This is a genomic window from Thermomonospora umbrina (genome assembly GCF_003386555.1).
GTDB classification, from domain to species: Bacteria; Actinomycetota; Actinomycetes; order Streptosporangiales; family Streptosporangiaceae; genus Thermomonospora; species Thermomonospora umbrina.
In genome coordinates this window covers 7,365,001-7,388,157 of the sequence record NZ_QTTT01000001.1, presented here as the reverse complement: position 1 = coordinate 7,388,157, position 23,157 = coordinate 7,365,001, and the positions used below count along the sequence as shown (strand labels likewise).

Annotated in this window: 21 protein-coding genes; all 21 read left to right on the top strand. The window is 72.3% G+C overall.

Annotated elements, in window-relative coordinates:
* Window positions 1-335 precede the first annotated feature (335 nt).
* Window positions 336-920 carry a translation initiation factor IF-3 gene (gene infC, locus DFJ69_RS33555; RefSeq protein ID WP_116027085.1) on the top strand — a complete coding sequence of 195 codons (585 nt, stop codon included), beginning with the start codon at window positions 336-338 and terminating at the stop codon, window positions 918-920.
* A 263-nt stretch (window positions 921-1,183) separates the two neighbouring features.
* Window positions 1,184-1,378, top strand: coding sequence for a 50S ribosomal protein L35 (gene rpmI / locus DFJ69_RS33550; protein WP_116027084.1), 195 nt, complete (start codon window positions 1,184-1,186; stop codon window positions 1,376-1,378).
* Window positions 1,379-1,448: 70 nt separating this feature from the next.
* Complete coding sequence (rplT, locus tag DFJ69_RS33545; protein WP_116026279.1) at window positions 1,449-1,826, top strand: 50S ribosomal protein L20; 378 nt, start codon at window positions 1,449-1,451, stop codon at window positions 1,824-1,826.
* A gap of 44 nt (window positions 1,827-1,870) precedes the next feature.
* On the top strand, window positions 1,871-2,731 hold the full coding sequence (locus DFJ69_RS33540; RefSeq protein WP_116026278.1) for a TrmH family RNA methyltransferase: 861 nt from the start codon (window positions 1,871-1,873) through the stop codon (window positions 2,729-2,731).
* A gap of 309 nt (window positions 2,732-3,040) precedes the next feature.
* The gene (locus DFJ69_RS33535) at window positions 3,041-3,529 is read left to right on the top strand and encodes an STAS domain-containing protein (protein WP_116026277.1); all 489 of its coding nucleotides are present in this window, start codon (window positions 3,041-3,043) and stop codon (window positions 3,527-3,529) included.
* Between the two features lie 229 nt (window positions 3,530-3,758).
* Window positions 3,759-4,787: a sensor histidine kinase gene (locus tag DFJ69_RS33530; protein WP_245974814.1), complete on the top strand. Its 1,029-nt coding sequence runs from the start codon at window positions 3,759-3,761 to the stop codon at window positions 4,785-4,787.
* Window positions 4,788-4,884: 97 nt separating this feature from the next.
* Window positions 4,885-5,994 (top strand): phenylalanine--tRNA ligase subunit alpha, encoded by a 1,110-nt coding sequence (gene pheS / locus DFJ69_RS33525; protein ID WP_116026276.1) that lies wholly within the window; start codon window positions 4,885-4,887, stop codon window positions 5,992-5,994.
* Window positions 5,994-8,459: a phenylalanine--tRNA ligase subunit beta gene (gene pheT, locus DFJ69_RS33520; protein ID WP_116026275.1), complete on the top strand. Its 2,466-nt coding sequence runs from the start codon at window positions 5,994-5,996 to the stop codon at window positions 8,457-8,459. Before pheS ends, pheT begins: the two co-directional genes overlap by 1 nt.
* A 280-nt stretch (window positions 8,460-8,739) precedes the next feature.
* Window positions 8,740-10,359, top strand: a complete 1,620-nt coding sequence (locus DFJ69_RS33515) for an ABC-F family ATP-binding cassette domain-containing protein (protein WP_116026274.1) — start codon at window positions 8,740-8,742, stop codon at window positions 10,357-10,359.
* Between the two features lie 79 nt (window positions 10,360-10,438).
* Complete coding sequence (locus DFJ69_RS33510) at window positions 10,439-11,170, top strand: DUF7873 family protein (protein ID WP_116026273.1); 732 nt, start codon at window positions 10,439-10,441, stop codon at window positions 11,168-11,170.
* 457 nt (window positions 11,171-11,627) lie between these two features.
* Complete coding sequence (locus DFJ69_RS33505; protein ID WP_211328907.1) at window positions 11,628-12,047, top strand: TIGR03668 family PPOX class F420-dependent oxidoreductase; 420 nt, start codon at window positions 11,628-11,630, stop codon at window positions 12,045-12,047.
* A 96-nt stretch (window positions 12,048-12,143) separates the two neighbouring features.
* Window positions 12,144-13,172 (top strand): N-acetyl-gamma-glutamyl-phosphate reductase, encoded by a 1,029-nt coding sequence (gene argC, locus DFJ69_RS33500; RefSeq protein WP_116026272.1) that lies wholly within the window; start codon window positions 12,144-12,146, stop codon window positions 13,170-13,172.
* Window positions 13,169-14,323, top strand: coding sequence for a bifunctional glutamate N-acetyltransferase/amino-acid acetyltransferase ArgJ (argJ, locus tag DFJ69_RS33495; RefSeq protein WP_116026271.1), 1,155 nt, complete (start codon window positions 13,169-13,171; stop codon window positions 14,321-14,323). The genes argC and argJ overlap by 4 nt, the downstream gene beginning before the upstream one ends.
* On the top strand, window positions 14,320-15,216 hold the full coding sequence (gene argB / locus DFJ69_RS33490) for an acetylglutamate kinase (protein WP_116026270.1): 897 nt from the start codon (window positions 14,320-14,322) through the stop codon (window positions 15,214-15,216). The genes argJ and argB overlap by 4 nt, the downstream gene beginning before the upstream one ends.
* Window positions 15,213-16,409 (top strand): acetylornithine transaminase, encoded by a 1,197-nt coding sequence (locus DFJ69_RS33485; RefSeq protein WP_116026269.1) that lies wholly within the window; start codon window positions 15,213-15,215, stop codon window positions 16,407-16,409. The genes argB and DFJ69_RS33485 overlap by 4 nt, the downstream gene beginning before the upstream one ends.
* Window positions 16,406-17,323 (top strand): ornithine carbamoyltransferase, encoded by a 918-nt coding sequence (argF, locus tag DFJ69_RS33480; RefSeq protein ID WP_116027081.1) that lies wholly within the window; start codon window positions 16,406-16,408, stop codon window positions 17,321-17,323. Before DFJ69_RS33485 ends, argF begins: the two co-directional genes overlap by 4 nt.
* Window positions 17,320-17,826, top strand: a complete 507-nt coding sequence (locus DFJ69_RS33475; RefSeq protein ID WP_116026268.1) for an arginine repressor — start codon at window positions 17,320-17,322, stop codon at window positions 17,824-17,826. The genes argF and DFJ69_RS33475 overlap by 4 nt, the downstream gene beginning before the upstream one ends.
* A 61-nt stretch (window positions 17,827-17,887) precedes the next feature.
* Complete coding sequence (locus tag DFJ69_RS33470; protein ID WP_116026267.1) at window positions 17,888-19,090, top strand: argininosuccinate synthase; 1,203 nt, start codon at window positions 17,888-17,890, stop codon at window positions 19,088-19,090.
* Window positions 19,091-19,393: 303 nt separating this feature from the next.
* The gene (argH, locus tag DFJ69_RS33465) at window positions 19,394-20,812 is read left to right on the top strand and encodes an argininosuccinate lyase (RefSeq protein WP_116026266.1); all 1,419 of its coding nucleotides are present in this window, start codon (window positions 19,394-19,396) and stop codon (window positions 20,810-20,812) included.
* 72 nt (window positions 20,813-20,884) lie between these two features.
* Window positions 20,885-21,514, top strand: coding sequence for a DNA-3-methyladenine glycosylase (locus DFJ69_RS33460; protein ID WP_116026265.1), 630 nt, complete (start codon window positions 20,885-20,887; stop codon window positions 21,512-21,514).
* 154 nt (window positions 21,515-21,668) lie between these two features.
* The gene (gene tyrS, locus DFJ69_RS33455) at window positions 21,669-22,946 is read left to right on the top strand and encodes a tyrosine--tRNA ligase (RefSeq protein ID WP_116026264.1); all 1,278 of its coding nucleotides are present in this window, start codon (window positions 21,669-21,671) and stop codon (window positions 22,944-22,946) included.
* Window positions 22,947-23,157 lie beyond the last annotated feature (211 nt).

Sequence of the window (23,157 nt, the reverse complement as noted above, 5' to 3'; positions counted from 1 at the left end):
TCGCGGGTGTGACGCCGCCGAGGCGTCGATGCGGTAGGGTGGACGAAGAACTGATAGTCTTACTCGCTGACCGACCCGGAGGCTTCGCCCCCGGGTGCTCAAGTGGAGGCCACTCCCACCTGTCCGGCCGTTCAGGCTGGAGGGTCATCGGTCCGGTGGGCGGTACGCGTCGCGAGGTCGACGCGGTGACCGTTCGCCGAGTCTCGGCGGTGTCGTCCGCCGAGCCGACCGATGGTGGCCCCGCATGTGAGTCGTGCGGGGCTTTTCGCATGAGAGCCCCCCGCGGCCGGTCGGCACGAACCACGACCAGAAGTGACGGCCCCAAGGAGGTCCGAATCAGCGCCGAACCGCGTATCAACGACCGCATTCGCGTGCCCGAGGTCCGGCTCGTCGGTCCGAACGGCGAACAGGTGGGCATCGTCCCCATCGTCAAGGCACTCGAACTGGCCCGTGAGTCCGATCTCGACCTCGTGGAGGTCGCGCCCACCGCGCGTCCCCCCGTGGCCAAGCTGATGGACTACGGAAAGTTCAAGTACGAGTCCGCGATGAAGGCACGCGAGGCGCGGCGTAACCAGGCGCATACGGTCATCAAGGAGATCAAGCTCCGGCCGAAGATCGACCCGCACGACTACGAGACCAAGAAGGGTCACGTGGTGCGGTTCCTCAAGGCGGGGGACAAGGTCAAGGTGACGATCATGTTCCGCGGGCGTGAGCAGTCCCGCCCCGAACTCGGCTTCCGGCTGCTGTCGCGGCTCGCCGAGGACGTCGAGGAGCTCGGCTTCGTCGAGTCGCGGCCCAAGCAGGACGGCCGTAACATGATCATGGTCATCGGTCCGCACAAGAAGAAGGCCGAGGCCAAGGCGGAGGCCAAGGCCGAGCGCGCCGCCGCCGGCGAGCAGCGCGCGCACGACGAGGACTGACCGCTCCGGCCCGCCGGCCGGCGCAGCCCCCAGCGGGGCCCATGCGACCTGGGCCGTCGCGCGGACCTGAGGTCCGCGCGTCCGGGCGACGTCGTGCCCGGACCGTCCGTCATGACCGGCCCACGGCCCGGCAGGGCGGGATCAGCACATAGATTCGATGCGCTGAGCGGGTGCGCCGCCATGGATTCATGGTGCGCGCCCCGATCACGCACGCCCCCGCGCGCCCGCGCGGGACGTCGAGGACAGAGGAGACGACGGCGACCATGCCGAAGACCAAGACCCACAGCGGTGCCAAGAAGCGCTTCAGGCTGACCGGCTCCGGCAAGGTGACGCGCCGCCGCGCCAACCGCAACCACCTGCTCGAGCACAAGCCGACCAAGCGCAAGCGGCGCCTGGACGGCCAGGTCGTGGTCGCCCCCGCCGACGCCAAGAACATCAAGAAGCTGCTTCGCAAGTAGCCATCACCTCGAACCTCGACATCCACGGCCGGGCCCACCGGATCCGGCCTCGCGCAAAGGAGAGTGACACGTGGCACGTGTGAAGCGGGCTGTCAACGCCGCCAAGAAGCGTCGGGTCGTCCTCGAGCGGGCCAGCGGCTACCGCGGCCAGCGGTCGCGGCTGTACCGCAAGGCCAAGGAGCAGATGCTCCACTCGATGACCTACGCCTACCGGGACCGCAAGGACCGCAAGGGCCAGTTCCGCCGGCTGTGGATCCAGCGCATCAACGCCGCCGCCCGCGCCAACGGCATGACCTACAACCGGTTCATCCAGGGCCTCAAGGCCGCCGAGCTGGAGGTCGACCGCCGCATGCTCGCCGAGCTGGCGGTCAACGAGCCCGAGGTCTTCAAGACCCTGGTCGAGCTGGCCAAGGAGTCGCTGCCGGCGCAGGACTCCAAGGCCGCCTGAGCATCGCCGGTCAGAAGGTCGTCCGGACGGGAAGTGCGGGAAGCATGGCGGGCCGTGAGCTGACGTCCATCCGGTCGCCCCGGATGAAGTCGGCGCGCCGGCTCGCCAAGCGCACGTTCCGGCACCGTGAGCGCCGCTTCCTCGCCGAGGGGCCGCAGGCCGTGCGCGAGGCGCTGGAACTCCCCGGGGTGCTGACGGAGCTGTTCACCACCGCCGAGGCGGAGTCCCGGCACGCCGACCTGATCGCGGCGGCCGAGCGCGCGGACGTGCCGGTGCTGCGGGTCAGCGGCGAGGTCATGGCCGAGTTGGCGCAGACCGTCACGCCGCAGGGCCTGCTGGCCGTCTGCGGCTTCGTCGACGTCCCCCTCGCCCGGGCGCTGGACCCCGCGCCCCGGCTGGTCACCGTGCTCGCCCACGTCCGCGACCCCGGCAACGCGGGCACCGTGCTGCGCACCGCCGACGCCGCCGGGTCGGACTCGGTGGTGTTCACCGACGCCTCGGTGGACCCCTACAACGGCAAGTGCGTACGGGCCTCGGCGGGCAGTCTCTTCCACCTTCCCGTGGTGGTCGGCCCCCGCTTCGACGAGCTGATCCCCGCGCTGCGGGACGGTGGCCTGACGGTGCTGGCCGCCGACGGTGCCGGGGACCGCACCCTGGACTCCGCCATCGACGACGGGCTGCTGGCCCGTCCCACCGCCTGGGTCTTCGGCAACGAGGCGTGGGGTCTGCCGGAAGAAATCCTTCGGCATGTCGACGAGGTGGTACGCGTTCCTCTCTACGGACGTGCCGAAAGCCTCAATCTCGCCACGGCCGCGGCGGTCTGTCTGTATGCTTCGGCCCGCGCCCAGCGCTCCGGGTACTCCGATCGCCCCGTACCCGGGGCCTCACCCGCCGGCCGGGCCTAGCCCGGACGGGGACGGCGGGACCTGGGCGGACGGGGCGGAAACGGGCGGCGACAACGTCGGAGGGAATCCGATGGTTGCCTCCCGGTTCCAGGTATCGCCGGCCGTTCCCGGACGCCCTCATGCGATCTTCACGGTGGTCACAGATGCCAGGATGGTCGGTGAGAATTTCACCATCCAGCGGGTGCCCGGCGGACGGGGTCGTCCTCGAGGAGGAGTGAGATACCCGTCCGACGAGGGATTCTGTGCGTCTCATCCGGTCTCTACGGTGGCCGGAGGAGCGGTGATGACGCCGCGACAAGGGGGGCGAGGATGATCGACGACAGGAAGGCGCCTCAGGTGCCGCGTTCACTTCGTAAGGGGCCGCGTTCGTCAGCGGCCGTACCGCGCTGCCGGCCGTCCGCCGGCACGCCCCTGCCGGCCGGCGACGACGCCGGCCTGACCGTCACGGTCACCGGCACACCCGGCGGCCCGCTGGTGGCCGAGGTCGCCGGCGAGATCGACCTGCGCACCGCCGGCCCGCTGCGCGCCCGGCTCATCGAGCTCGGCGACGACCCGGCCGCCGTCGGCGGACGCCTCGTGGTCGACTTCGGCGGCGTGCGCTTCTGCGACGCCACCGGGCTCGGCGCCCTGGTCGGCGTGCACAACCACGTCCTCGCCCGGGGCGGCGAGATCAGCCTGGCCCGGGTCCGGCCGGCGCAGTTGCGGCTGCTCCGCGTGACCGGTCTCGACAAGGTGTTCCCGTTGTACGACACGGTGGCCGAGGCCGTGGCCGCGGGCCGCACCTCGTCTCTGAGCTGACCGCCTCACGGGCCGCGAACCCCTATGGATAGGGCGTTTCCAAGGTCCCGTGACCGCGTCGTCTCGCTATAGAGTCTCTTCCGACAGGCCGCGTAGCACGGGTGCTCTGGAGGCGCTGGTGGGTGACCGACACTCCCCGCACGTGTCGGGGCCCGTCGTGCCCGTCCCCCGACGCGAGCGCGCCGGGGACACCGGGCGCACCGGCCCCGTCGACCACTGGGCCGACGACCTGCCCGACGGCCTGCTGGTCGCCGACGCCGGCGCCCGGGTGGTGGTGTTCAACCGCGCCGCCGCCCGGCTCACCGGGGTCGCCCCCGAGACGGCGCTGGGCCGCGACTTCCGGGACGTGCTGCCGCTGCACGACGCGGAGGGCCGCGACTGGTGGAAGTGCCTGGACCCGTACGCGGGGCTGGCCACCCGCACCCGTCATCCCGAGCGGCCGTTGTTCCTGACCGGCGGCACCGAGCTGCTCGTGACCGCGTCCTACCGGCGGGCCCCCGACGGCTCCGTGGAACGTTTCACGATCTCCCTCCGGGACGCCGTCCGCCGGGCCCGCCAGGAGCGCGACCGGGCCGATCTGGTCTCCACCGTCGCGCACGAGCTGCGCTCCCCGCTGACCAGCGTCAAGGGCTTCACCGCCACGCTGCTGGCCAAGTGGCACCGCTTCAACGACGACCAGAAGCGGGTCATGCTGGAGACGGTCAACGCCGACGCCGACCGGGTGACCCGGCTGATCACCGAGCTGCTCGACGTGTCCCGGATCGAGGCGGGCCGGCTGGAGATGCGCCGGCAGGTGGTCGACCTGGCCGAGGAGGCCCGCAAGGCGATCGCCGGGCGGGTGGCGGCGGGTGATCCGGAGGGCCGGTTCCACCTGGTGGCGGACGACGGCCTGCCCGAGATGTGGCTGGATCCGGACAAGGTCGACCAGATCCTCGGCAACCTGCTGGAGAACGCCGTCCGGCACGGCGCTGGTACTGTGACCATCGTGATCGAGCGGGTATCGGCCGCGGGCGGCCACGGCGCCGCGGTGTCGGTGCGCGACGAGGGCGAGGGCATCCCGCCCGAGGCCGCGCAGCGGGTCTTCCGCCAGTTCTGGCGCGGCCCCGGCGGCAACCGGCGCGGGGGCACCGGTCTCGGCCTGTTCATCGTCAAGGGCCTCGTGGAGGCGCACGGCGGCACCATCGCGGTGCGGCGCGCCCCGGGCGGCGGCGCGGAGTTCCGATTTACCGTGCCCGCCGGCGCTCCCGACTACGCCTGACGGGGCCCGCGCGGGCTCTCCCGTCGATCCCGCCCGCTCCGGCGGGTACCACTAGACTCGCGGGCGATCACGCCCCGGCTGGAGTTGGTCAACCACCATGTCTGCACCCAACAAGTCGTACGATCCCGTCGAGGTGAGCGCGCTGCAACCCGAGGAGCTCGACCGGGCGCGCGAGGAGGCGCTGGCCGCGATCGCCGCCGCCGCCGACCTCGACGCGCTCAAGGCCGTCCGTCTCGCCCACGCCGGCGACCGGTCGCCGCTGGCGCTGGCCAACCGGGAGATCGGCGCGCTGCCGCCGCAGGCCCGGGCCGAGGCCGGCAAGCGCATCGGCGCCGCCCGCGGCGCGGTCGGGCAGGCGCTCAAGCGCCGCCAGGCCGAGCTGGAGGAGGAGCGCGACCAGCGGGTCCTCATCGAGGAGACCGTCGACGTCACCCTCCCGTGGGACCGCGCCCGCCGCGGCGCCCGGCACCCGCTGACCACCGTCCAGGAGCGGATGGCCGACGTCTTCGTCTCGATGGGCTTCGAGATCGCCGAGGGCCCCGAGGTCGAGGCCGAGTGGTTCAACTTCGACGCCCTCAACTTCAAGCCCGACCACCCCGCCCGCACCATGCAGGACACGTTCTTCGTGGAGTCGGAGGACACCGGGCTGGTGCTGCGCACCCACACGTCCCCGGTGCAGGTGCGGTCCCTGCTGACCCGGCCCCTGCCGGTGTACGTGGTGGCGCCCGGCCGCACGTACCGGACCGACGAGCTGGACGCCACGCACAGCCCGGTGTTCCACCAGTTGGAGGGCCTGGCCATCGACGAGGGCCTGACCATGGCCGACCTGCGCGGAGCCATCGACGCGTTCGTGGCGGGGATGTTCGGCGAGGGCCTGACGGTGCGGATGCGCCCCTCGTACTTCCCGTTCACCGAGCCGTCGGCCGAGGTCGACATGGAGTGCTTCGTGTGCCGGGGCGCCTCGGTGCCGCCGGGCGCGCCCGCCTGCCGCACGTGCGGCTCGGAGGGCTGGATCGAGCTGGGCGGCTGCGGCATGGTCAACCCCCGGGTCCTGGTGGCCTGCGGGATCGACCCCGAGCGGTACAGCGGCTGGGCGTTCGGGCTCGGTGTCGAGCGCTCGCTGATGTTCCGGCACGGCGTGGAGGACATGCACGACATGGTGGAGGGCGACGTGCGTTTCACCCTCCCGTTCGGGATGGAGATCTGATGCGGGTCCCGCTGTCCTGGCTGCGCGAGCACGTCGCGCTGCCCCCGGAGGTGACCGGGCGCGAGCTGGCCGCCGCCCTCATCGCGGCCGGCCTGGAGGTCGAGACGGTCGAGTCCGCCGGGCACGACCTGACCGGCCCGCTGGTGGTCGGCCGCGTGCTGGAGATCGAGGAGCTCACCGAGTTCAAGAAGCCGATCCGCCATTGCCGGGTCGACGTCGGCGGCGCCGAGCCGCAGAACATCATCTGCGGCGCCCGCAACTTCGCCGTGGGCGACCCCGTGGTCGTGGCGCTGCCCGGCGCGGAACTGCCCGGCGGGTTCAAGATCGGCTCACGGAAGACCTACGGCAGGGTCTCCGAGGGCATGATCTGCTCGGTCGCCGAGCTGGGGATCGGCGACGATCACAGCGGCATCCTGGTGCTGCCGGGCGACCCCGAGGTCGGCGCCGACGCGATCGGGCTGCTGGGCGTGCGCGACGAGGTCCTCGACATCGCCGTCACCCCCGACCGGGGTTACGCGCTGTCGATCCGCGGGGTGGCGCGCGAGGCGGCGAGCGCGTACGGGGTGCCGTTCCGCGACCCCGCCGCCGTCGAGCCGCCCGCCGCCGAGGGCGGGGCGCACCCGGCGGGCATCGCCGACCCCGCCGTCTGCGACCGGTTCGTGCTGCGGGAGATCCGCGGCTTCGACCCGTCCGCGCAGACCCCGATGTGGATGCGGGTCCGGCTGTTCCGGGCCGGGGTGCGGCCGGTCTCCCTGGCCGTCGACGTCACCAACTACGTGATGCTGGAGCTGGGTCAGCCGCTGCACGCGTTCGACCGGACCAAGCTGACCGGCGAGATCGTCGTGCGGCGGGCGCGGGCGGGGGAGAAGCTGGAGACCCTCGACCACGTCACCCGCACCCTCGACCCGGAGGACGTGCTCATCACCGACGCGTCCGGGCCGATCTCCATGGCCGGGGCGATGGGGGGGCTGGCCACCGAGATCGACGAGGGCTCGACCGACATCGTCATCGAGGCGGCGCACTTCGACCCCGTCGCCACGGCCCGGATGGTCCGCCGGCACCGGCTGCACAGCGAGGCGTCGTACCGCTTCGAGCGCGGGGTCGACCGCGAGCTGCCGCTGTACGCCTCGCACCGGGCCGTCCGACTGCTCGCGGAGCTGGGCGGGGCCGAGGTCCTGCCGGGCGTGACGCACGCCGAGGTTCCCGTGGAGCCCACCGTCGTCACCATCCCCGCCGGACACCCGGACCGGGTCGCGGGCGTCTCGTACGGTCGCGACACGGTGGTGCGGCGGCTCACGGAGGTGGGCTGCACGGTCGACGGGGACGACGTGCTGACCGTCGTCCCGCCGTCCTGGCGTCCCGACCTCGTCGACCCCAACGACCTGGCCGAGGAGGTCATCCGGCTCGAGGGCTACGAGGCCATCCCCGCCCGCCCGCCCCGGCCGGTGGCCGGGCAGGGGCTGACCCAGGCTCAGCGGCGGCGCCGCCGGGTCGGTCGGGCGCTGGCCGCCGCCGGATACGTGGAGGCGCTGAGCTTCCCGTTCGCGTCCCCCGAGGACTGGGACCACCTGCAGCTCGACGCCGACGACGCCCGACGTCGGGCGCTGCGGGTGGCCAACCCCATGTCGGAGGACGAGCCGCTGCTGCGCACCACGCTGCTGCCGGGTCTGCTGCGGACCCTGGCGCGCAACGCCGGTCGCGGCTTCGGCGACGTGGGGCTGTTCGAGATGGGGCTGGTGTTCCGGCCCCGCGAGGGCGCCCCGACGAAGGCGCCGCGGCTCGCCGTCGACCGCGGCCCGACCGCCGAGGAGATCGCCTCGGTGGACGCCGCGCTGCCCGACCAGCCGCTGCGGGTGGGCGTGGTGCTCGCCGGGCGCGCCGAGCCCGCCGGCTGGTGGGGCGAGGGCCGTCCCGCGAGCTGGGCCGACGCCGTCGAGGCCGCCCGCACGGTGGCCCGGGAGGCCGGCACCGAGCTGACGGTCGAGGCCGACCGGCACGCCCCCTGGCACCCGGGGCGCTGCGCCGCCCTCTACGCCGGGGACACGCTGATCGGGCACGCCGGTGAGCTGCACCCGCGGGTCGTTCAGGCGTACGGGCTCCCGCCGCGCACCGCCGCGATGGAGTTGGAGCTGAGCAGGCTCGCCCCGCTCGGTCCCGTTCGCGCGCCGCACGTGTCCACGTACCCGCCCGCCACCCAGGACGTGGCGCTGATCGTCGACGCGGAACGCCCGGCCGCCGAGGTGGCGCGGGCCCTCCGTGAGGGGGCCGGCGAGCTGCTGGAGTCCGTCCGGCTGTTCGACGTCTACACGGGCGAGCAGGCGGGGGAGGGTCGCAAGTCGCTGGCCTTCGCGCTGCGGTTCCGCGCCCCCGACCGGACGCTCACGGCAGAGGAGGCCGGCGCCGCCCGCGACGCCGCCGTCGCCGTGGCGGCCGAACGCACCGGGGCGGTCCTCCGCACCGGCTGATCGGAACATCCCGGCGGCGCCTGTGACGTACGACACGTTGCGGGCGTCGTCGGGTTTTGGGTACCTTCTTTAGGTCCTGTTCCCGCCCCTGGGGGGTTTCGTTGAGGCTCTGAGGTCGCAGACACCGCGCAGAGAGATCCGGTTCTGGTGTGCAACCGCCGGTCCGCGCGCGACCTCAGTGATCCCCGTTCAGGGCGAGTCCTGCCGCCGACGCTTTCGCGCGTCTCCCGCGGTGTCTCCATGTGTTCTGTGAACGTTCCGGCACGCAGAGGAGACCCCCATGTCATTCGCCGTCGTACTCTCCGACGTCTCGTTCGCCTGGCCCGACGGCACCGCCGTCCTGACCGGCCTGGACGGGACGTTCGGCGCCTGCCGCACGGGCCTGATCGGCCTCAACGGCTCGGGCAAGTCCACGCTGCTCCGGCTGATCGCCGGTGAGCTGAGCCCGCAGTCGGGCACCGTCGGCGTGTCCGGCACCGTCGGGCACCTGCCGCAGAACCTCCCGCTGGGCACCGCCCGCACCGTCGCCGACCTGCTCGGGATCGCCGAGGCGCGCACCGCGCTGCACGCCATCGAGCGGGGCGAGGCCACCGAGGAGAACTTCGCCGCCGTGGGCGACGACTGGGACGTCGAGGAACGCTCCCGCGCCGAGCTCGACCGGCTCGGCCTGGTTCACGTCGGGCTGGATCGGACGGTCGCGACGCTGTCGGGCGGCGAGACCGTCATGACCGGCTTGGCCGCGCGGTTCCTGCAGCATCCCGACGTGCTGCTGCTGGACGAGCCGACCAACAACCTGGACCTGGACGCGCGCCGCCGCCTGTACGACGCCGTCGCCTCCTGGCCGGGCGTGCTGGTGGTGGTCAGTCACGACCGGGTGCTGCTGGACCTGGTCGACGAGATCGCCGACCTGCGCGACGGGGCCCTGCGCACCTTCGGCGGGAACCACTCCGCCTACGTGGAGGCGCTGGCCGTCGAGCAGGAGGCCGCCGAGCGCATGGTCCGCTCGGCGGAGTCCGACGTGCGCCGGCAGCGCCGCGAGTTGGCCGAGGCGCACGTCAAGCTGGCCCGCCGGGTCCGGTACGGCGACAAGATGTTCGCCAACAAGCGCGAACCCAAGATCGTCATGAACGCGCGCAAACGGGAGGCCCAGGTCCAGGCGGGCAAGCACCGCATCATGCACGAGGACCGGCTCCGCGACGCCGAGAACCGGCTGTCGGAGGCCGAGGAGGCCGTCCGCGACGACGCCGAGATCCGCGTCGCCCTGCCCCGCACGGAGGTCCCCGGCGGTCGCACGGTCCTCACCGTCACCGGCCTGACGGCCCCGGAGCCGGTCGCGGGGTCGCTGACGGAGCTGATCGTCCGCGGCCCCGAGCGGATCGCCCTCACCGGGCCGAACGGCTCCGGCAAGACCACCCTTCTGCGCGCGCTGGTGGGGGAGGGTGACACGCTGCCCGGCGTCGAGGTGAGGGTCGGCGTCCCGGGGCTGCGCTATCTGCCGCAGCGCCTGGACGTGCTGGACGACGGGCTCAGCGTCGTGGACAACGTCCGGGCCTTCGCGCCGGACGCCTCGGTCAACGAGATCCGCGCCGGCCTGGCCCGCTTCCTGTTCCGCGGGGCGCGGGCCGACCGACGCGCCGGCGGGTTGTCCGGCGGCGAGCGGTTCCGCGCGATCCTGGCCGCCCTGCTGTTGGCCGACCCGGCCCCGCAGTTGCTGCTGCTGGACGAGCCGACCAACAACCTGGACATGGCCAGCGTCCGGCAACTGTCCCAGGCGCTGGACGCCTATCGCGGCGCGCTGGTCGTGGTGAGCCACGACCTGCCGTTCCTGGAGACCATCGGCGTCACCCGGTGGCTGCGCGCGGACCGCGCCACGGGGCTCACGGAGGGAGCACCGGAATGAATTTCGGGAAAATGGCGTGAAATGATGATCCCCCGCCTGCTAGGTTCAACGTCGAACAGCAGGACAGGGGGATCGGGTCATGGCGAAGCTGAATCAGATCATCGCCGTTGAGAAGGGCGTCAAGAGCAAATCCGTCCAGGAGCTCAACAAGGCGCACCAGGCACTGCAGAAACTGCCGCCGCTCTCCGGCATCGCACGGACCTACCAGCCCAAGGACGAGGAGGGCGAGCAGCTTCCGCCCGAGTCCACCAGGGTCCAGGTCAAGGTCGAGGACACGCTGCGGGAGATCGGCTCCGCGCTGAGCCGGCTCTTCGACGTCACCGCGACCAAGGACTGGGCCAACTGCACGGCCCGGGCCGACGTCACGGTCGACGGCCGTGTGCTGCTGCGGGACGTGCCGGTCACCTACCTGCTCTTCCTGGAGAAGCAGCTCAAGGATCTGCAGGGCTTCGTCCAGCGGATGCCGATGCTGGACGCCGCCGAGTCCTGGACGTACGACGCGTCCACCGACGTGTGGCGCACCGAGCCGGTCCGCACCGTCAAGACCAAGAAGGTGCCGCGCAACCACGTCAAGGCCGAGGCGACCGAGAAGCACCCGGCCCAGGTCGAGGTGTACTACGAGGACGTGCCCATCGGATACTGGACCACGGTCAAGTTCTCCGGCGCGCTGCCGGCCAGGCGCGTCAACGAGCTGCTCGACCGCGTCGAGAAACTGCAGGACGCCGTGAAGTTCGCCCGCGAGGAGGCCAACGCCGCCGAGGTCGACGACCGGCGTGTCGGCGAGACCGTGTTCGGCTACCTCTTCGCCTGAGGGCTCACGGGAGACTCCCCCCGCCGTCGTGCGGGGGGCGCGCGAGGAGCGCACGTTGAAACTGAGGCTCAAACTGAACCAGGCGTGTGACAGTGCGGGTTCGAATCCCGCCCCCGGCACCCGTGCCGGGGTGGCCCAATCGGTAGAGGCAGCCGCCGCACCCAGATTCAGGCTCTCGCTCCAGATTCAACATTCGCCGTCGAGCGCCGGACCTCCGGTCGCGGAGACAAACCGTTGTCACATGCCGGTTCGACTCCGGCCCGCTCCTCTCGCGGGGCGGTAGCCTAATGGTAAGGCGGACGGTGTCAGAATCATCCGCGCCCACAATGATTCCGGTGCTCACAATTGGCGGCACCACGGGCCCGGGGGGCTGGGTAAACCCCCCGGGCCCTCCCTTTCCCGCACATCCGCGGCCGGCCGAGGAGTCGTCCCGGCGTCGCCGGGGAAGGGTCCCCGCATGTCCGGGCTGGACCTACCGGAGGCGCGGCGGCGACTGGCGCGGGCGCCGGTCGTGCGCCTGGCCACGGCGGACGACGCGGGACGGCCGCATCTCGTCGCCGCCGTCTTCGCGCTCGACGACGACGTGATCCACATGGCCGTCGACCACAAGCCCAAGCGCAGCCGCGACCTCCGACGGCTGCGCAACATCGCCGCGAACCCTGCCGTGAGCGTCCTCGCCGACCACTACGAGGACGACTGGACCCGCCTGTGGTGGGTGCGCGCCGACGGCGACGCCCGGGTCACCGCCGACCCCTCCGAGGTCGGTCGCACCGCGGAACTGCTGGCCCGCCGCTACCCGCAGTACCGCGACCGGCCCCCCGAGGGCCCCGCGATCCGGATCGAGGTACGGCGCTGGACTGGATGGATATACGGCTGATTGTCCAGATAGTGAGAAGATCGTCCGCCTGGAGTTGAATACTCATCCACGCTTGTGCATACTCTTTCTCGAGCGAGCGTGGAGGGGATCGACGGCATGGGAATCAGGGCGGCGGTGGCCGGCGCCAGCGGCTACGCGGGCGGGGAACTGCTGCGCATCCTGGCGGGCCATCCCGAGTTCGAGATCGGCGCCCTCACCGCGGGGGCCAACGCCGGGACGGAGCTGGGCGCGTTGCAGCCGCACCTGCGACCGCTCGCCGACCGCGTGCTGGCCGAGACGACCCCCGAGGCCCTCTCCGGGCACGACGTGGTGTTCCTCGCGCTGCCCCACGGTCGGTCCGGGCCCTTGGCCGAGCAACTCGGCGACGACGTCCTGGTCGTCGACTGCGGCGCCGACTTCCGCCTCCACGACGCCGCCGACTGGGAGGGCTTCTACGGCTCCCCGCACGCCGGCACCTGGCCGTACGGGCTGCCCGAGCTGCCCGGCCGCCGCGAGGAGCTGCGCGGCACCCGCCGGATCGCGGTGCCCGGCTGCTACCCCACGGTCGCGACCCTCGCGCTGTTCCCCGCCTTCGCCGCCGGACTCGTCGAGCCCGACGTGGTCGTGGTGGCCGCCTCCGGCACCTCCGGGGCCGGCAAGAGCCCCAAGACCCACCTGCTCGGCAGCGAGGTCATGGGCTCCGCGTCGGCGTACGGCGTGGGCGGCGTCCACCGGCACACCCCCGAGATCACCCAGAACCTGGGCGCGGTGGCGGGGGAGCCCGTCACCGTGTCGTTCACCCCCACCCTGGTCCCGATGAGCCGCGGGATCCTCGCCACCTGCACCGCGAAGGTCGGGCCCGGCGTCGACGCCGCCGCGGTGCGCCGCGCCTACGAGAGCGCCTTCGACGGCGAGCCGTTCGTCTGGCTGCTGCCGGAGGGGCGGTGGCCCGCCACCGCGATGACGCTCGGGTCCAACGCCGCGCTCGTTCAGGTCGTTCTCGACGAGCGCGCGGGCCGCCTGGTCGCGGTCGCCGCCATCGACAACCTCACCAAGGGCACCGCCGGAGGCGCCGTGCAGAGCGCCAACCTCGCCCTCGGGCTTCCCGAAGACCTCGGACTCACCACGATCGGAGTGTCCCCTTGAGCGTCACCGCCCCCCTGGGGTTCCGCGCCGCCGGCGTCGTCGCCGGTCTCAAAGACGGCGGCGACCGCGACCTGGCCCTGGTCGTCAACGACGGGCCGTCCCGCGCCGCCGCCGGGGTCTTCACCCGCAACCGCGTGAAGGCCGCACCCGTGCTGTGGTCGGAGCAGGTCCTCAGGGGCGGCAGGATCGGCGCGGTCGTCCTCAACTCCGGCGGCGCCAACGCCTGCACCGGCGCGGCGGGCTTCCAGGACACCCACGCCACCGCCGAGCGGACCGCCGGCGCGCTGGACGACTCGGCGGCCGAGGTCGCGGTCTGCTCCACCGGCCTGATCGGTGAGCGGCTCCCCATGGACGCGCTGCTGCCAGGGGTGGACAAGGCCGCCGCCGAGCTGTCCCGCGACGGCGGGCTGGCCGCCGCGGACGCCATCCGGACCACCGACACGGTCGCCAAGATCTCGTTCCGGCGGGCCGACGCGGGCTACACCATCGGCGGCATGGCCAAGGGCGCGGGCATGCTCGCCCCCTCCCTGGCGACCATGCTGTGCGTCATCACCACCGACGCCGACCTCGACGCCGTCGTCCTCGACCGGGCGCTGCGCTCGGCCACCGCGGTCACCTTCGACCGTCTCGACGCCGACGGCTGCATCTCCACCAACGACACCGTGCTGCTGCTGGCCTCCGGCGCGGCCGAGGTGGCTCCCGCCGAGGCCGAGTTCACCGCGCTGCTGACCGAGGTCTGCGCGGACCTGACCCGGCAGTTGCTGGTGGACGCCGAGGGCGCGAGCAAGGCCATCGCCATCGAGGTGGTCGGGGCCGCCAGCGCCTTCGACGCCGTCACCGTCGGCCGCGCCATCGCCCGCAACAACCTCCTCAAGTGCGCCCTCCACGGCGAGGACCCCAACTGGGGCCGGGTGCTGTCGGCCGTCGGCAGCACCGAGGCGGTCTTCGACCCCGACGAGGTCAACGTCGCCATCAACGGCGTGTGGGTGTGCCGCAACGGCTCGGTCGGCGACGACCGCGGCAAGGTCGACCTGCGCCCCCGCGACGTGACGATCACCGTGGACCTGTCGGCGGGCGCGGAGTCCGCCACCGTCTGGACGACCGACCTCACGGCCGAGTACGTCCACGAGAACTCGGCGTACTCCACATGAGCGCCACCCGGAGTCGCGTGCTCGCCAAGGCCGCCACGCTGATCGAGGCGCTGCCGTGGCTGGAGCGCTTCCACGGCCGGACCGTCGTGATCAAGTACGGCGGGCACGCGATGACCGAGGAGTCGCTGCGGCACTCCTTCGCCGAGGACATCGTGTTCCTGCGGTACGCGGGCCTCAAGCCGGTGATCGTGCACGGCGGCGGCCCGCAGATCAACGCCGCGCTGGAGAAGCACGGCATCGAGTCCACCTTCACCGCCGGGTTGCGGGTCACCACCCCCGAGGCCATGGAGGTCGTCCGGATGGTGCTGGTCGGCCAGGTCAACCGCGACGTGGTCGGCCTGATCAACCGGCACGGCGCGTTCGCCGTCGGGATGTCCGGCGAGGACGCCAACCTGTTCACCGCCGAGCGCAAGCCCGCCATGGTGGACGGCGAGCCGGTCGACATCGGCCAGGTCGGCGAGATCGTCGAGGTCCAGGTCGGCGCGGTCCGCAGCCTGCTGGACGACGGCCGGGTCCCGGTGATCTCCAGTGTGGCGCGCGGCGACGACGGAGAGATCTACAACGTGAACGCCGACACCGCCGCCGCGGCGCTGGCCGTCGCGCTGGACGCCGCCAAGCTCATCGTCCTCACCGACGTCGAGGGCCTGTACGCCGACTGGCCCGACAGCGACGAGGTCATCGACGACCTGACGACCGAGGAGCTGGCCGGACTGTTGCCCGACCTGTCGGCGGGCATGGTCCCGAAGATGGAGGCGTGCCTGCACGCCGTCCGCGGCGGCGTCCCCCAGGCCCACGTCCTCGACGGCCGGGTGCCGCACGCGCTGCTGCTGGAAGTGTTCACCGACGAGGGCATCGGCACGATGGTGCTGCCCGCCCGGGAGGGATCCCAGTGAGCTCCGACGACCTGCGGGCGCGGTACGAGGCCGCGTTCATGCCCAACTACGGGGTCCCCCCGGTGGCGCTGGTGTCCGGTCGGGGCTGTGTCGTCCGCGACGCCGATGGCAGGGAGTACCTCGACTTCATCGCCGGCATCGCCGTCAGCTCGCTGGGTCACGCCCACGAGGCCCTCGTCGAGGCGGTGGGCGACCAGGTCCGCTCGATCGCCCACACCTCCAACCTGTTCGTCAACGAGCCGGAGGTGCTGCTGGCCGAGGAGCTGCGGCGGCTGCTCGGCGGACGGGGCCGGGTGTTCCTGTCCAACAGCGGCACCGAGGCCAACGAGTGCGCCCTCAAGCTCGCCATCAAGCACGCCAAGGCCCAAGGCCGCACCCACTTCGTCGCGGCCGAGAACGGCTTCCACGGCCGCACGATGGGCGCGCTGTCCCTCACCGGCAAGCACTCCATCCGTGAGCCGTTCGGGCCGTTCGCCCTCGACGTCCGGTTCGTTCCGTACGGCGACGCCGACGCGCTGCGCGAGGCCGTCACCGACGAGTGCGCCGCGGTGTTCCTCGAGCCCACCCTCGGCGAGGGCGGCGTCGTCCCCCCGCCGGACGGCTACCTCACCGCCGTCCGCGAGATCTGCGACGCGACCGGCGCGCTGTTCGTGATGGACGAGATCCAGTCCGCCATCGGCCGGACCGGCACGTGGTTCGCCCACCAGCACGAGGACGTCCTGCCCGACGTCCTCACCCTGGCCAAGGGGCTCGGCGGCGGCCTCCCCATCGGCGCCTGCGTCGGGTTCGGCCCGGCCGGGGAGCTGTTCGCCAAGGGCGACCACGGCAGCACCTTCGGCGGCAATCCGGTGGCCGCCGCGGCGGCCCTGGCCGTGCTGCGGACCGTCGAGAAGGAAGGGCTCCTCGCCAACGCCGCCCAGGTCGGCGAGGCGCTCGGGGACGGGCTCGCCCGCCTCGGCCATCCCCTGGTGAAGGCCGTCCGGGGCCGCGGGCTGTGGCTGGGCGTCGTCCTCGCCGAGCCCCGCGCCGCCGCCGTCGAGGCCGCCGCCCGCGAGGCCGGGTTCCTGGTCAACGCCGTGCAGCCGAACGTGATCCGGCTCGCCCCGCCGCTGATCGTCACCGCCGACCAGGCGGCAGCCCTGGTCCGCGCGTTCCCCTCGATCCTCGACGCCGCCGCACAGAAGGAGACCTGACGATGCACTTCCTGCGCGACGACGACCTGACCCCCGCCCAGCAGGGACAGGTGCTCGACCTCGCCGCCGCCATGAAGCGCGACCGGTTCGCCCACCGCCCCCTGGAGGGCCCCCGGTCGGTGGCGGTGCTGTTCGACAAGCCGTCCACCCGGACCCGGATCAGCTTCGCCGTCGGCATCGCCGAACTCGGCGGCCACGCCCTCATCATGGACGCCGGCACCAGCCAGCTCGGCCGCGGCGAGACCATCGCCGACACGGCCCGGGTGCTGGAACGCCAGGTCGCCGCGATCGTGTGGCGCACCTCCGGCCAGGAGCGGATCGCCGAGATGGCCGCCGCCTCCTCCGTGCCGGTCGTCAACGCGCTCACCGACCTGTTCCACCCCTGCCAGATCCTCGCCGACCTGCAGACCGTCCGCGAGGCCAAGGGAGCGCTGGCCGGCGTGACGCTGACCTACCTCGGCGACGGCGCCAACAACATGGCCCACTCCTACCTGCTGGGCTGCGCCACCGCGGGCATGCACGTCCGCGTCGGGTCGCCCGAGGGCTACGTCCCCGACCCGGTCATCGTGGCCGACGCCGCCGCGATCGCGCGCGGCACCGGCGGGTCCGTCACCGTCACCCACGACGCCAAGGCCGCCGCCGAGGGCGCCGACGTGCTCGCCACCGACACCTGGGTCTCCATGGGGCAGCACGCCAAGGACCTCGCCGTCTTCGAGCCGTACGCCGTCGACGAGGACAAGGTCGCGCTCGCCGCCCCCGATGTCGCGGTGCTGCACTGCCTGCCCGCCTACCGGGGCAAGGAGATCGCCGCGTCCGTCCTCGACGGCCCGCACAGCGTGGTCTGGGACGAGGCCGAGAACCGGCTCCACGCCCAGAAGGCGCTGCTCACCTGGCTGCTGGAGCGTCGGCCATGACCACCCCGGTGACCAAGGCGGCGCGGCACGCCCGCGTCGTCGACCTGCTGACCCGCAACCCCGTCCACTCCCAGGGCGAGCTGGCCCGCCTGCTGGCCGAGGAGGGCCTGGAGGTCACCCAGGCCACCCTGTCCCGCGACCTGGTGGAGATCGGGGCGGTCAAGCTGCGGGCCGACGACGGCAGCCTGATCTACGCCGTCCCGGGGGAGGGCGGGGACCGGATCCCGCGCACCCGCACCGGGACCGCCGAGTCCTTCCACGGCAGGCTCGCCCGGCTCGCGCAAGAGCTGCTGGTCTCCGCGGAGGCGTCCGCCAACCTGGTCATCGTCCGGACCCCGGCGGGAGCCGCCCAGTACCTGGCCTCCGCCATCGACCACGCCGAATGGCCCACCGTGCTGGGCACCGTGGCGGGCGACGACTCGATCCTGGTCATCGCCCGCGATCCGCAGGGCGGCCGGTCCCTGGCCGACGCGCTCCTGCGGCTGACCGAACGACGAGGTTAGGGGCCGTGCGCCCCCGTCCTCAGCATCCACTTCCAGCACTGCCCGAATCAGGAGAACAGTCATGAGCGAGCGGGTCGTACTCGCATACAGCGGGGGCCTGGACACCTCCGTGGCCATCCCGTTCATCGCCGAGCAGACCGGCGCCGAGGTCATCGCCGTCGCCGTCGACGTCGGCCAGGACGGCGAGGACCTCGAGGTCATCCGGAAGCGGGCGCTGGCGTGCGGCGCCGCCGAGGCCGTCGTGGTCGACGCCAGGGAGGAGTTCGCCGCCGAGTTCTGCGTTCCCGCCCTGCAGGCGAACGCGCTCTACATGGACCGCTACCCGCTGCTGTCCTCGCTGTCCCGACCGCTGATCGTCAAGCACCTCGTCGCCGCCGCCAAGCGGTACGGCGGCACCGCCGTCTCGCACGGCTGCACCGGCAAGGGCAACGACCAGGTCCGGTTCGAGGCCGGGCTGTACGCCCTGCACCCCGAGCTCAAGGTCATCGCCCCGGCCCGCGACTTCGCCTGGACCCGCGACAAGGCCATCGCCTACGCCGAGGAGAAGGGCCTGCCGATCGACGTGTCGAGCAAGTCCCCCTACTCCATCGACCAGAACCTGTGGGGCCGCGCCGTCGAGACCGGCTTCCTCGAGGACATCTGGAACGGCCCCATCGAGGACGTCTACAGCTACACCTCCGACCCGGCCGTGCCCCGCGAGGCCGACGAGGTCGTCATCACCTTCAAGGGCGGCGTCCCCGTCGCCCTCGACGGTCGCGCGCTGACCCCGTACCAGCTCATCACCGAGCTCAACCAGCGCGCCGGCGCGCAGGGTGTCGGCCGCATCGACATGGTCGAGGACCGGCTCGTCGGCATCAAGAGCCGCGAGGTCTACGAGGCCCCCGCCGCCATCGCGCTGATCACCGCGCACATGGAGCTGGAGAACGTCACCGTCGAACGCGACCTGGCCCGGTTCAAGCGGGGCGTCGACCAGCGCTGGAGCGAGCTGGTCTACGACGGCCTGTGGTTCTCCCCGCTCAAGTACGCCTTGGACGCGTTCATCGCCGACGCCCAGAAGCACGTCTCCGGCGACATCCGCCTCACCCTGCACGGCGGGCGGGCCGTCGTCACCGGCCGGCGCAGCGACGCCTCCCTGTACGACTACGACCTCGCCACCTACGACACGGGCGACACGTTCGACCAGAGCCTGGCCAAGGGCTTCGTCGACCTGTTCACCCTGCCCAGCAAGATGGCCGCCATCCGCGACCGCCGCACCCAGGGCTGACGCGCACAGGCCGGGCCGCCCCTTACCGGGCGGCCCATCCCACCCGACTGCGCGGTACAACCTCAGCCTGGAAGTCGCGCAGTGCTGCGAGCCTGCAGACCAATGACACGGTGACGTCAACTCCCCGTGTGCCCGGTAGGCTTCGCACGTCCACGTACATTGAGGCGCCGCGAGCGGGCCCGCGTGGTCTGGACTGAGGAGGCTTTCAAGATCGCGAGGAACGAGCGATCTTGAAAACGACGAGGGAAGACCGCGCGTCAAAGGCCCGCGAGCACGCCGAGCGCAGCGAGGCAAAGGATAAGAGTGAGCAAGGCACCGACGAGGTTGTGGGGCGGCCGTTTCGAGGGCGGTCCGGCGGACGCGCTCGCCCGGCTGTCGGTGAGCGTCCAGTTCGACTGGCGCCTGGCCCCGTACGACCTGATGGGCTCGCGCGCCCACGCCCGGGTGCTGAACCGGGCGGGCCTGCTCACCGACGACGAGCTGACCCGGATGCTGGGCGCCCTCGACGACCTGGAGAACGCCTGCCGGTCCGGCGAGTTCCGTCCCACGGTCGCCGACGAGGACGTCCACACCGCCCTGGAGCGCGGCCTGCTCGAGCGCCTCGGCGCGCTCGGCGGCAAGCTCCGCGCCGGCCGCAGCCGCAACGACCAGGTCGCCACCGACCTGCGGCTGTACCTGCGCGACCACGCCCGGCAGATCGTCTCCCGGCTGGTCGAGCTGGAGACCGCGCTGATCGCCCAGGCCGAGCACAACATGGGCGTGGCCGCCCCCGGCATGACCCACCTCCAGCACGCCCAGCCCGTGCTGTTCTCCCACCAGCTCCTGGCCCACGTGCAGCCGCTCACCCGCGACGTCGACCGGCTGCGCGACTGGGACCGGCGCACCTCGGTGTCCCCGCTCGGCTCCGGCGCCCTCGCGGGGTCCTCCCTGCCGCTGGACCCGCGCGCCGTCGCGGAGGAGCTGGGCTTCGACGCCCCCGCCGCCAACTCGATGGACGCGGTCAGCGACCGTGACTTCGCCGCCGAGTTCCTCTTCGTGGCGGCCCTCATCGGCGTCCACCTGTCCCGCCTCGGCGAGGAGGTGGTGCTGTGGGCCTCGCAGGAGTTCCGCTGGATCGAGATGGACGACACCTACGCCACCGGGTCGTCGATCATGCCCCAGAAGAAGAACCCCGACGTGGCCGAGCTCGCGCGCGGCAAGTGCGGCCGGCTCATCGGCCACCTCGTCGGCCTGCTCACCACCCTCAAGGGCCTGCCGCTCACCTACAACCGCGATCTCCAGGAGGACAAGGAGGGCGTCTTCGACGCCGTCGAGACCCTGCTGCTGGTCCTCCCGGCCATGTCGGGCCTCATCGCGACCATGCGGGTCAACACCGAACGGCTGGAGTCCCTGGCCCCGGACGGCTTCGCGCTCGCCACCGACCTGGCCGAGCTGCTCGTCCGGCGCGGCGTGCCGTTCCGCGACGCCCACGAGGTCGTCGGTCACCTCGTCGTGTGGTGCCAGGTCAACGACAAGGACTTCGACGACCTCACCGACGACGAACTGGCCAAGGTCTCCCCGCACCTGACGCCGGACGTCCGCGAGGTCCTCAACGTCCAGGGCGCCCTCGCCTCCCGCAAGGCCTACGGCGGCACCGGTCCCGACCAGGTCCGCGAGCAGCTCGCCGACCTCCGCGTCCTGGTCAACGACCACGCCGCCTGGGCCTCCGACTCCGACTCCTGAGCCCGTGCCCCTCTCCCTGCTCCCCGTGGCCGGACCTCTCCTGAACGGGTCCGGCCCACCCGGGGGAGCGGCATGAGCGACGTGCTCGCCCGTGACTTCTTCGACCGCCCGGTGGAGGAGGTCGCCCCCGCCCTGCTCGGCCAGGTGTTCGCGCACCGCACCGAGCAGGGCGAGGTCTCCCTGCGCCTCACCGAGGTCGAGGCGTACGCGGGCCCCCTCGACCCCGCCTCTCACTCGTACCGGGGCCGCACTCCCCGCAACGCGGTCATGTGGGGGCCGCCCGGCCACGCGTACGTGTACTTCACGTACGGCATGCACTACTGCGTCAATCTCGTGTGCGGGCCCGAGGACACGGCGTCGGCCGTCCTCCTGCGCGCCGGTGAGATCGTCGACGGCCGGGACGTGGCCGTCGCCCGTCGCCCCCGGTCGTCCCCGCGCGACCTGGCCCGCGGGCCCGCCCGCCTGTGCCAGGCGCTGGGCATCGCCCGCGAGCAGAACGGACTCGACGTCTGCGCCGCCGACTCACCCCTGCGGATCCTCGCCGGTGAGCCCGCTCGCCCGACCGACTTCCGGACCGGCCCCCGCGTCGGCGTGAACGCGGCGCAGAACGTTCCCTGGCGCTTCTGGATCGACGGCGAGCCCAGCGTGTCCCAGTACCGCCTGCACGTGCCCCGGCGTCGCAAGCACGCTGGCCGGGCCTGACCCTCTCCAGGGGCGGGTCACGCGGGCTCGCCGTACCCGCCCCGTCGTCGGCGTCACGACCACCGAATAGCGTTACCGTGATCTGCGGTCCATCGGGCACCCTGATGGGACGTACCGGAAGGTCCGGAACGCATGGCGGAAGACGAGGGAGAACGTGACCGACGTCCTGGAGGATCTCGCGTGGCGCGACCTGATCGCGCAGTCCACCGACCTGGACGATCTGCGGGCGCTGCTCGCCGCGGGGCCGGTCACGCTGTATTGCGGGTTCGACCCGACCGCGCCGAGCCTGCATCTGGGCAACCTGATCCAGATCCTCACCCTGCGGCGCTTCCAACGCGCCGGTCACCGCCCGATCGGCCTGGTCGGCGGCGCCACCGGACTGATCGGCGACCCCAGCGGCAAGAGCGCCGAACGAACGCTCAACTCCGCCGAGGTCGTCGCCGGGTGGGTCGAACGGATCAGGGGACAGGTCGCCCGGTACCTCGACTTCGACGACGGCCCGACCGGCGCCCTCATGGTCAGCAACCTGGACTGGACGGGCCCGATGTCGGCCATCGAGTTCCTGCGCGACATCGGCAAGCACTTCCCGGTCAACCGGATGCTGGCCCGCGAGACCGTCAAGGCGCGGCTGGACAGCACCGGCATGAGCTACACCGAGTTCAGCTACGTGCTCCTGCAGTCGATGGACTTCCTCGAGCTCTACCGACGGTACGACTGCCGGCTGCAGACCGGCGGCAGCGACCAGTGGGGCAACCTCACGGCGGGTGTCGACCTGATCCGTCGGGCCGAGGGCGGCAGCGCCCACGCGCTCACCACCCCGCTGCTCACCAAGGCGGACGGCTCGAAGTTCGGCAAGACGGCCGGGGGGGAGACCTACTGGCTGGACCCCGACCTGACCTCGCCGTACGCCTTCTACCAGTTCTGGTTCAACGCCGATGACCGGGACGTGGAGAAGTACCTCAAGGTGTTCAGCTTCCGCACCCGCGAGGAGATCGAGCACCTGATCAAGGAGTCCGCCGAACGCCCCGCCGCCCGACCGGCACAGCGGGCGCTGGCCGAGGAGATGACCACCCTCGTCCATGGGGCGGACGAATGCGCCCAGGTCATCGCCGCCTCCCGCGCCCTCTTCGGCCAGGGCGCCTTGGAGGAGCTGGACGAGCGCACGCTCGACGCGGCGCTCGGCGAGGTCCCCCGCACCCAGGTGCCACCGGGGGACCTCCCGACCGTCGTCGACCTCCTGACGGACACCGGCCTGTGCAAGAGCAAGTCGGAGGCCCGCCGCGCGATCGCCCAGGGCGGCGCCTACCTGAACAACGCCAAGGTCACCTCCGAGGACGCCGTGCCGACGACGGAGGACCTGCTGCACGGCAGGTTCCTGGTGCTGCGTCGGGGCAAGCGCAACGTCGGAGGAGTCGAGGTCCTGCGCCCCTGACCCCGTGCGATCGAACGCCCGGCCGCCTCGGCCGGGCGTTCTTCGTGTCCGGACCATCCCGTTGTGGCCGGTCAGAAGGTCGGGCCTTGTGTGAACGGGGCGAGATCCATGTCACAGAGTGGTCACATGGGGCGCCTCGGGGGGCGGTTTCGGGGTCCGAACCATGCCCCGACCTGGGTGTTCGTTCACCCGGACGTCGATTTGACGTTGT

Bases quoted from the DNA above. Each gene is read 5' to 3' on its own strand.
- rpmI (WP_116027084.1), top strand. From the start codon at position 1,184: ATGCCGAAGACCAAGACCCACAGCGGTGCCAAGAAGCGCTTCAGGCTG.
- DFJ69_RS33540 (WP_116026278.1), top strand. From the start codon at position 1,871: ATGGCGGGCCGTGAGCTGACGTCCATCCGGTCGCCCCGGATGAAGTCG.
- DFJ69_RS33535 (WP_116026277.1), top strand. From the start codon at position 3,041: ATGATCGACGACAGGAAGGCGCCTCAGGTGCCGCGTTCACTTCGTAAG.
- pheS (WP_116026276.1), top strand. From the start codon at position 4,885: ATGTCTGCACCCAACAAGTCGTACGATCCCGTCGAGGTGAGCGCGCTG.
- pheT (WP_116026275.1), top strand. From the start codon at position 5,994: ATGCGGGTCCCGCTGTCCTGGCTGCGCGAGCACGTCGCGCTGCCCCCG.
- DFJ69_RS33515 (WP_116026274.1), top strand. From the start codon at position 8,740: ATGTCATTCGCCGTCGTACTCTCCGACGTCTCGTTCGCCTGGCCCGAC.
- DFJ69_RS33510 (WP_116026273.1), top strand. From the start codon at position 10,439: ATGGCGAAGCTGAATCAGATCATCGCCGTTGAGAAGGGCGTCAAGAGC.
- DFJ69_RS33505 (WP_211328907.1), top strand. From the start codon at position 11,628: ATGTCCGGGCTGGACCTACCGGAGGCGCGGCGGCGACTGGCGCGGGCG.
- argC (WP_116026272.1), top strand. From the start codon at position 12,144: ATGGGAATCAGGGCGGCGGTGGCCGGCGCCAGCGGCTACGCGGGCGGG.
- argB (WP_116026270.1), top strand. From the start codon at position 14,320: ATGAGCGCCACCCGGAGTCGCGTGCTCGCCAAGGCCGCCACGCTGATC.
- DFJ69_RS33475 (WP_116026268.1), top strand. From the start codon at position 17,320: ATGACCACCCCGGTGACCAAGGCGGCGCGGCACGCCCGCGTCGTCGAC.
- DFJ69_RS33470 (WP_116026267.1), top strand. From the start codon at position 17,888: ATGAGCGAGCGGGTCGTACTCGCATACAGCGGGGGCCTGGACACCTCC.
- DFJ69_RS33460 (WP_116026265.1), top strand. From the start codon at position 20,885: ATGAGCGACGTGCTCGCCCGTGACTTCTTCGACCGCCCGGTGGAGGAG.